Origin of the sequence: Streptococcus massiliensis DSM 18628, assembly GCF_000380065.1 — a bacterium.
GTDB lineage: Bacteria > Bacillota > Bacilli > Lactobacillales > Streptococcaceae > Streptococcus > Streptococcus massiliensis.
In genome coordinates this window covers 24723-32231 of sequence record NZ_KB904372.1, presented here as the reverse complement: position 1 = coordinate 32231, position 7509 = coordinate 24723, and the positions used below count along the sequence as shown (strand labels likewise).

Sequence of the window (7509 nt, the reverse complement as noted above, 5' to 3'; positions counted from 1 at the left end):
AATTTCTTCTGTAAACCCTATCTTTCAGACTGTTTTTAAGACTTTTTTGAAAGAGAGGGACAAGATTATCAATGCTTTGGAACTTCCCTACTCAAATGCTAAGCTAGAGGCCACTAACAACCTTATCAAGGTTATCAAGCGCAACGCTTTCGGCTTTCGGAACTTTGACAACTTTAAAACTAGAATTCTCATCGCTTTAAATATCAAAAAGGAGAGAACCAATTCGGTTCTCTCCAGATCTTAGCTGACATCAACCCACTACAGTTGACAAAGAGCCGACATAAGTCTCAGCTCTTTTCCTTTTTAATCATAGTTTTCAGTCTTTCCACAAGTCCATGGCGTTGAGGAAGTCGTCAGAAACCGTGACATTCTGCGGATTAGTCGCTTCGCGCTCTGCTCGCTTGGCTTCTACCTGAGCTGGAGTTGTGATGCCCTCGCGCCGCCAGTTGCGCAAAATCGCTTGGATATACTTCCAATTAGCCTTGCCATTAAAGACCGCCTCCCGCAGAGCAGCCTTGACCAAATCAGGACTGGTCTTATCCTCCTGCACGGTCTTGGTCAAGTCCTCAATCTCAAATGGAGTCAACAATCGTCCCAATTCTTGCTGGAAAGTCTCAACCAAATCTTTGAGAGTGTTTGTCTTCTCCGTTATTTCTTTTTTGGGGGAAAGAAGAATATCCAACTTTTCTAAGGCAGGTGTCGCATCAAAAATTTCTTCCACTTCACCACTCAATTCAATGGTTTTATAGACAAGCAGCCCCTTTTCCATCAAACGCGACATAGAACGATTGACTTCAGAAACAGTTTGCCCCGTGCTGTCAGCAATTTTACTAGGCGAAATTTCATTTAAGGCTGTTGTATTTTGTAAGTAAAAAAATTGCCATACCAAAAAATCGTCACTAGTTTCAAAGATTTCTTTATAATGAAAAAGTAGATCACTTGGCAAAACCAGGTTTCCAGTTTTAAAAGAAGCTAGATAAGTCATATTCCCTCTCATAAATAAGCAAAAAAAGATACATCATTTTCTGATTTTTCCCAATCAAATGGCGTTTCTTGATAGACAGCATAATTGACCCAGTTATTAAAAAAGAGCGCTGCTGCTAGGCTCCAGCGTAAGCTTGGTGTCTGATCTGAATCATTACTTGGAAAATAATTCTCTGGCAGATGCGGCTCTAAGCCCGCCTTGACATCTCGGAAGTATTCCTTGGCAAGCGTGTCACGGTCGTATTCTAAGTGTCCGAAACTATAAACCTCCCGCAAATCACGGCTAGCAAGAATGGACAAGCCTACATCTTTACCACTAGACAAAATCTCCAAATTAGTTTTTTGTAAAACATCCTCTCGTAACACTTCAGTATGACGCGAATGCGGTGCCAAAAACTCATCATCAAAGCCACGAAAAAGAAGATGTGGTTCTCTTGGCGTTGACTGCGAATATACTCCGGAAAGTTTTTTCTCTTTCAGAACTTTATCTACACCATAGCGAGCATACAGCCCAGCTTGTGCGCCCCAGCAAATGTGAAGGGTCGAGTAAACGTGTGTTTTAGACCATTCAATTACTTCGGCTAACTCCTGCCAGTAGTCTACCTCTTCAAAAGCTAGATTTTCAACAGGGGCACCCGTGATAATCAAGCCATCAAAATAACGGTCGCAAACTTGGTCGAAAGTCTTGTAGAAAGTCTCCATATGCTCTAGACTCGTCGTTTTTGACGAATGACTGGTCATATAAAGGAACTCAACGTCTAACTGCAAGGGAGTATTGGCCAGATGGCGTAAAAGCTGAGCTTCAGTGACTATTTTCTGTGGCATAAGATTTAAAATCAAAATCTTTAAGGGACGAATATCCTGATGAATCGCTCTATCATCGTCCATAACAAAGATATTCTCAGAACTTAGTTTCTCAACTGCTGGTAACTGTTTATCAATCTTAATCGGCATGAAAATATCTCCTTTGTTGTATATGTCTATTATAACCAAAGGAGATATAGTTTGCAATTATAGTTTTTCTCTATCTAGATATAAATTTCACCTATATCTTAATAATGCATGAGCACTTTGTAATCGTAGTCGCCAATCGCTTCGCGCCCTTTCAAATCGTCCAATTCGATCAGAAAGGCACAACCTGCTACCACGCCGCCCAGACGCTCAATCATCTCAATCGTCGCCTTGACCGTTCCACCTGTCGCCAGCAAATCATCTACAATGAGCACACGTTGCCCCGGCTTGATAGAATCAGCGTGCATGGTTAAAGTATCTATACCATATTCTTTTTCATAATTAGCTGAAATGACCTCGCGTGGCAATTTACCGGGCTTACGCACTGGAGCAAATCCAACACCCAATTCGTAAGCGACTGGACAACCAACAATGAAACCGCGGGCTTCTGGTCCAACAATCATGTCAATCTTCTTGTCTGTTGCATATTGTACGATTTCTCGAATAGCGTAACTGTAAGCACTCCCATCAGCCATTAAAGGGCTGATGTCGCGGAAAATAATCCCCTCTTGCGGATAATTTTCAATAGTAGCAATGTAATCTTTTAAATCCATGTTTATCTTTCTCTCAAAAAATTTTTACTCTCTATTATATCACGTTTTCGATGAATGTGAAAGAAAATGACAAGAAATCTCAATATAAGCTCTGATTGAAACAGCAGCTTTTATTGCATGAGATAGTCATAAATTTCCTGCACGGTAGCGAGTGCCATGAGTTCTTGCTCCTTGACCTTGGCTTTTAGGTCTTGATAAATCTGGCTTTCTTCAATCTCGCGTTTTTGGGCATTTTTGTTGACAGTCATGACGCCGTCTTTGATCATGACAAAGCCCAATTCTTCAAAAATCTGGATCATCTTGACTAGTAAAATCTGGTCAATCTTAAGATAATTAGCCAAGTCTTTGAGCTTGTAGCGGACGTCAAATTCTGGGAATTGGTAAATGGTTTTGTAGAGCTTGGCAAATTGCTCACGCGTGCCGTAGCCCGTCAGATAGTAAGGCTGAGTGATTTCATTTTTAAAGTAAATGGCTTCAAAATCGTGAGACTGAAGCAAGTCTTTCAGCACTTGCAAATCATCTGGTAGGTCATAAACGACGACAGCTCTGCTATTTTCCAAAGAAGGAAGCTCCTCAGAAAAGCGCAAAATCGGAACTTGAGCGGGCAGGGCTGCATGTTTGCCGCGGATATTGAAGAGCTGCACGCCCTCAACGCGGACGTCAATCAGCATGAGCTGAAGGCTGGTCTGTCCATTCCACTGGTTGACCGAAAGGCTGACCGCCAATTCCAGATTTTTGGTCTGAGCAAACTCCGTCGCAAGCGCCCCTAGTCCAAAGGCGACCACTTCAAAACTAGCTCCGTCTTGGGCAATTTTCAGTTTGAGGTGGGCATTATTTTGCCCCATGGTGCGGGTATTTTCGACCTTGAAATCCTTGAGATAGAAAACTGGCTTTTTATTGTCCATGCCAAATGGAGCTAGCTTTTCAAAGTTTTTCAGCGTATCCAAGCTCAACTCGGGCAGAGATAATTCTTCGTCCAAAAAGAGCTCGTTTTTGCTGGACAAATCTAGCTGATTGTCCTTGATATAGGCGGACAAGGTGTCTGAAAGAGCTGCTAGCTTGTCCACTTCTAGGGTCATGCCTGCGGCTCCTGCGTGCCCACCAAAAGCCACAAACAAGTCGCGGTGCTGATCCAGCGCCTCAAAAATGTTGACCGCTTCTAGCGAACGGGCGCTGCCTTTGGCCAGACCATTTTCGATATTGAGCACGATGACTGGCTGGTGCAATTCTTCCAAGAGCCGCCCAGCAACGATACCCAAAACGCCCGGATTCCAGCCTTCTTTAGCCAAGACTTGAACGGGTTTCTTAGGATCAACCATGCTTCTAGCCTCGTCATGAATGGCTTGAACGATTTCTTTGCGCTCGTCATTTTTTTGGTTAATCATAAGGGCAATGGCATGCGCTTCTTCCTCATCAAATCCTGTCAACAATTCGATAGCGGGATTGGGGTCGTCCAAGCGTCCAAGGGCATTGAGGCGTGGTGCCAGCTGAAAACCAACGGTTTCTTCGTTGATTTCATGGGCTTGAATGCCAGCGATTTTGAAAAGCTCTTGCAGGCCGATGCGCTGAGTGTTTTTCAGCACAGACAAGCCGTACTTGACCAAAATCCTATTTTCATCGGTCAAGCTGACCATATCGGCAATCGTTCCAATGGCAACCAAGTCCAGCAGCTCCACTTGGACTTCCTCCAAAAGAGCCGTCGCCAGCTTAAAAGCCACCCCGCAACCAGCCAAGTGCTTAAAAGGATAATCCGCTCCGCCATGTTCCGGATGAACAATGGCATAAGCCTCAGGCAAGACTTCGGGCATAGAGTGGTGGTCGGTGACAATGACGTCAACGCCCATGCTTTGAGCCAGCTCAATCGCCTCCAGTCCTGACACCCCATTATCTACTGTAATAATGAGGGAAATACCTTGATTTTCTATAAAATACTTGTAAACGCTGCTGTTGGGCCCGTAGCCGTCTGTGAAACGATTAGGCAGATAGACCTGACACTCTGCCCCCAGCTGCTCCAAGGCTTCTTTGACAATGGAAGCCGAGGTCATCCCGTCTGCATCGTAGTCACCGTAGATGAGGATTTGCTCGTAATTTTCAATCGCCGATCGAATCCGTGCCACCGCCTTGTCCATATCGTGCAGCAGATAAGGGTCATAAAGCGCCACCAAATCAGGCTCTAAAAACTGAGCCAGGTCTTTTTCAGTCTGAATGCCTCTTTGGTAAAGGAGACTCGCAACCGACGGCTCTAGCCCTGCTTTTTTGGCAAGTTTGAGAAAGTGCTCGTCCGAAAAATGAGGCGCAAACTGCCAGTCGTATTTTGATGTAATCATGAATGTCAACTCTTTCTGTAAATTCCATCCTCTATTATAGCAGAAAAATCAATAAAAAAGGGAGTGGGACAGAACTCATTCCTTAAAAGGAATAGTTCGTTGTCCCACCCCCGCGATGCCTATTAGGCTTGTACGGAGTCTGTCAAGACGAACGTAAAAGTCAAGAGGCTACCGCGTCTTGTATATACTCCGAACAGATTTTCGAGGTTGCAGACTTTTGTCCCAACCTCCTAGCCTCTCTTAGTCAACCAAAGGTGCTGAAAAGCCGCAATATCACGATAAGGTGACTGACCACAAACAGCCAGCTCCATACTTAACATATTCTTTCGCCAATCGGGATTTGTCTTAAACTCATTGGCTTGCAAACCGTAAAAAATCCGAATTCCTTGATAAGTTTGAATTTCTAAAGGTAAGTGCCTAATGACATCATTCACCTCATAAAAATTTGCCTCACCCATGCTATGAGTCTGATAAGTCTGGCCTGCCAATAATTTTTGCGCCTTGTTAATAGCGTTCTCAAAAACAACAGTCTGCATAATGCGCCCAACGTGATTATGCTTGACGAGAGACAGCCGACCACCTTGTTTTAACAAGCGAGCAAACTCCTCTAAGTAGGCCGCTGGGCCTGGGACATATTCCAAAACATTATGACATACAATGGTATCAAAGGACTTGTCAGCTAACTGCGTCAAAAGTTCTATACTTCCTTGTTTTTGCTCGTATGTATAAGTTTGCTTGCGTTCAGCTATCATTTCTGCACTAGGCTCAATAGCTAATACTTGATTTTTTTGAGCCAAGAAATTGCTAACCAGCCCAAAACCAGAGCCAAAATCAAGGATTTTTTGTCCGGTAAGTTCAGCTAACTGATAAAAAATTATGTCATATTGTAATTGCCCCCAAGGTTCTTGGAGGTGTTTTTTGTAGGCTTTTAAATCCATGCTTTCCTCGCTTATTTATAATCAAACATCTTGCTGGCCATTTTGTCGGCAAGGTTGGGAAAGAGGACATAGAGCTTGTGGGCAAGATTAAGCAGGAAAGGTAGGTTAAGCTCGCGCTTCTTTTTGCCAAAAATGCGGACGATTTTGCGAGCAACAACTGGCGCTTCCAGAATGTAGCGCTCCACAGCTCTTACATAAGTCCCTTCTGGGTCTGCTTGGTCAAAAAAGGCGGTCTTGATAGGCCCTGGATTGACCGTCGTTACATGGACTTGACAGGGCATGAGCTCCAAGCGCAGGGCATTTGAAAAACCGATAGCCGCAAACTTGGTCGCTGAATAAAGGCTGGACTTGCTGCTGGCAATCAGCCCCGCCATGCTGACAATATTGATGATATGCCCCTTGCGGACTGCTTTCATTTGAGCGCCAAACAGGTGGGAAAAGTTCATGAGGGCAAAGGTATTAACCTCAAACATGGCTTCAATCTCGCTCGGCGCAATCTGGTCAAATTCCGCAAAAATGCCGTAGCCTGCATTATTGACCAAAACATCAATCACTCCATACTTGTCGTAAACCTGCTGGCTGAAATCTGCCACGGCTGCGCTGTCTGTAATATCCAGCTCCACCAGCTCAGCATTTGAAAGACTGCCGTAGAGCTTCTCTAGCTTGGCTCGGCTGCGCCCTAGCAAAATCAACCGGTCGTCAGGCAAGAGTTTCACTATTTCTTGAGCCAGCCCACCGCTAGCCCCCGTCATGATAATCGTTCTCATATCTCTACCTCTTCCAAATCCTTGACTAGATGCACGGGCTCAAAAATCGTTGCTGCATCCTTGCGCATTTGACTGATGTCCTTGGACAAAAAGCGGGCGCTGATATGATTAAGCAAAAGCCGCTTGGCGCCTGCCGCTTTGGCAACCTGCGCCGCCTGCATATTGGTTGAGTGCCCGTGATTGCGAGCCAACTTCTCATCGCCCTTGCCATAAGTCGCCTCATGCACAAAAACATCCGCCGCCACTGCCAAACGAATGCTAGCATCCGTCTTTCTGGTATCGCCCAAAATGGTCACGACCTTGCCAGGACGCGGTGGCGAGATGTAATCCGCCGCCACAATCTTGTCGCCATTTTCCAAAACGATGTCCTGACCGCTCTTGATTTTCCCAAACAGAGGGCCAAAAGGCACTCCCGCTGCCTTTAATTTTTCAGCATCAAGGCTGCCTTCCAAATCCTTTTGCATAATGCGGTAGCCCACACAAAAAATCGTGTGGTCCAGCTTTTCAGCATAGACGGTGAATTTATCCGTTTCTAAAATCTTGCCCAGACTTTTCTCATCAAACTCATGAAAATGAATGCGGTAAGGCAGATGCGAACCCGACATGCGTAGGCTCGTCATGACAAAATTCTTAATGCCGACAGGGCCGTAGAGCTCAATATCCGTCTGCTCCTCATTTGCCTGAAAAGAGCGGCTAGATAGAAAACCAGGCAAACCAAAAATATGGTCGCCATGCAGGTGGGTGATAAAAATTTTGCTGATTTTGCGCGGTTTAATGGTCGTCTTTAAAATCTGATGCTGGGTGCCCTCGCCGCAATCAAACATCCAAATTTCGTTGATTTCCTCCAGTAACTTGAGGACGAGGCTAGAGACATTGCGAGCCTTGGACGGCTGTCCAGCGCTGGTTCCTAAAAATTGTAGTTCCATAT

The 7509-nt window shown here is 44.9% G+C and carries 8 protein-coding genes; 1 reads left to right on the top strand and 7 read right to left on the bottom strand.

Features of this window, described 5'->3' with window-relative positions; translation table 11 throughout:
* Positions 1-244, top strand: a 244-nt coding sequence (locus tag A3I3_RS0102690) for an ISL3 family transposase (protein ID WP_018371198.1), incomplete at its 5' end; no start/stop codon positions are given.
* A 72-nt stretch (positions 245-316) separates the two neighbouring features.
* Here A3I3_RS0102690 and A3I3_RS0102685 read toward each other — a convergent pair.
* The 7 genes from A3I3_RS0102685 to rnz all read right to left on the bottom strand — a co-directional run bounded on the left by A3I3_RS0102685 (position 317) and on the right by rnz (position 7507).
* Positions 317-985 (bottom strand): DnaD domain-containing protein, encoded by a 669-nt coding sequence (locus A3I3_RS0102685; protein WP_018371197.1) that lies wholly within the window; start codon positions 983-985, stop codon positions 317-319.
* 8 nt (positions 986-993) lie between these two features.
* Complete coding sequence (gene metA / locus A3I3_RS0102680; protein ID WP_018371196.1) at positions 994-1938, bottom strand: homoserine O-acetyltransferase MetA; 945 nt, start codon at positions 1936-1938, stop codon at positions 994-996.
* Positions 1939-2036: 98 nt separating this feature from the next.
* Positions 2037-2549 (bottom strand): adenine phosphoribosyltransferase, encoded by a 513-nt coding sequence (locus tag A3I3_RS0102675; RefSeq protein WP_018371195.1) that lies wholly within the window; start codon positions 2547-2549, stop codon positions 2037-2039.
* Between the two features lie 110 nt (positions 2550-2659).
* On the bottom strand, positions 2660-4876 hold the full coding sequence (gene recJ / locus A3I3_RS0102670; protein ID WP_018371194.1) for a single-stranded-DNA-specific exonuclease RecJ: 2217 nt from the start codon (positions 4874-4876) through the stop codon (positions 2660-2662).
* 230 nt (positions 4877-5106) lie between these two features.
* On the bottom strand, positions 5107-5814 hold the full coding sequence (locus A3I3_RS0102665; protein ID WP_018371193.1) for a class I SAM-dependent methyltransferase: 708 nt from the start codon (positions 5812-5814) through the stop codon (positions 5107-5109).
* An 11-nt stretch (positions 5815-5825) separates the two neighbouring features.
* The gene (locus tag A3I3_RS0102660; RefSeq protein WP_018371192.1) at positions 5826-6581 is read right to left on the bottom strand and encodes an SDR family NAD(P)-dependent oxidoreductase; all 756 of its coding nucleotides are present in this window, start codon (positions 6579-6581) and stop codon (positions 5826-5828) included.
* Positions 6578-7507 (bottom strand): ribonuclease Z, encoded by a 930-nt coding sequence (gene rnz / locus A3I3_RS0102655; protein ID WP_018371191.1) that lies wholly within the window; start codon positions 7505-7507, stop codon positions 6578-6580. Before rnz ends, A3I3_RS0102660 begins: the two co-directional genes overlap by 4 nt.
* Between the last annotated feature and the right edge of the window lie 2 nt (positions 7508-7509).

Coding starts and splice junctions, on each gene's coding strand:
- A3I3_RS0102685 (WP_018371197.1), bottom strand. CDS start 985: ATGACTTATCTAGCTTCTTTTAAAACTGGAAACCTGGTTTTGCCAAGT.
- metA (WP_018371196.1), bottom strand. CDS start 1,938: ATGCCGATTAAGATTGATAAACAGTTACCAGCAGTTGAGAAACTAAGT.
- A3I3_RS0102675 (WP_018371195.1), bottom strand. CDS start 2,549: ATGGATTTAAAAGATTACATTGCTACTATTGAAAATTATCCGCAAGAG.
- recJ (WP_018371194.1), bottom strand. CDS start 4,876: ATGATTACATCAAAATACGACTGGCAGTTTGCGCCTCATTTTTCGGAC.
- A3I3_RS0102665 (WP_018371193.1), bottom strand. CDS start 5,814: ATGGATTTAAAAGCCTACAAAAAACACCTCCAAGAACCTTGGGGGCAA.
- A3I3_RS0102660 (WP_018371192.1), bottom strand. CDS start 6,581: ATGAGAACGATTATCATGACGGGGGCTAGCGGTGGGCTGGCTCAAGAA.
- rnz (WP_018371191.1), bottom strand. CDS start 7,507: ATGGAACTACAATTTTTAGGAACCAGCGCTGGACAGCCGTCCAAGGCT.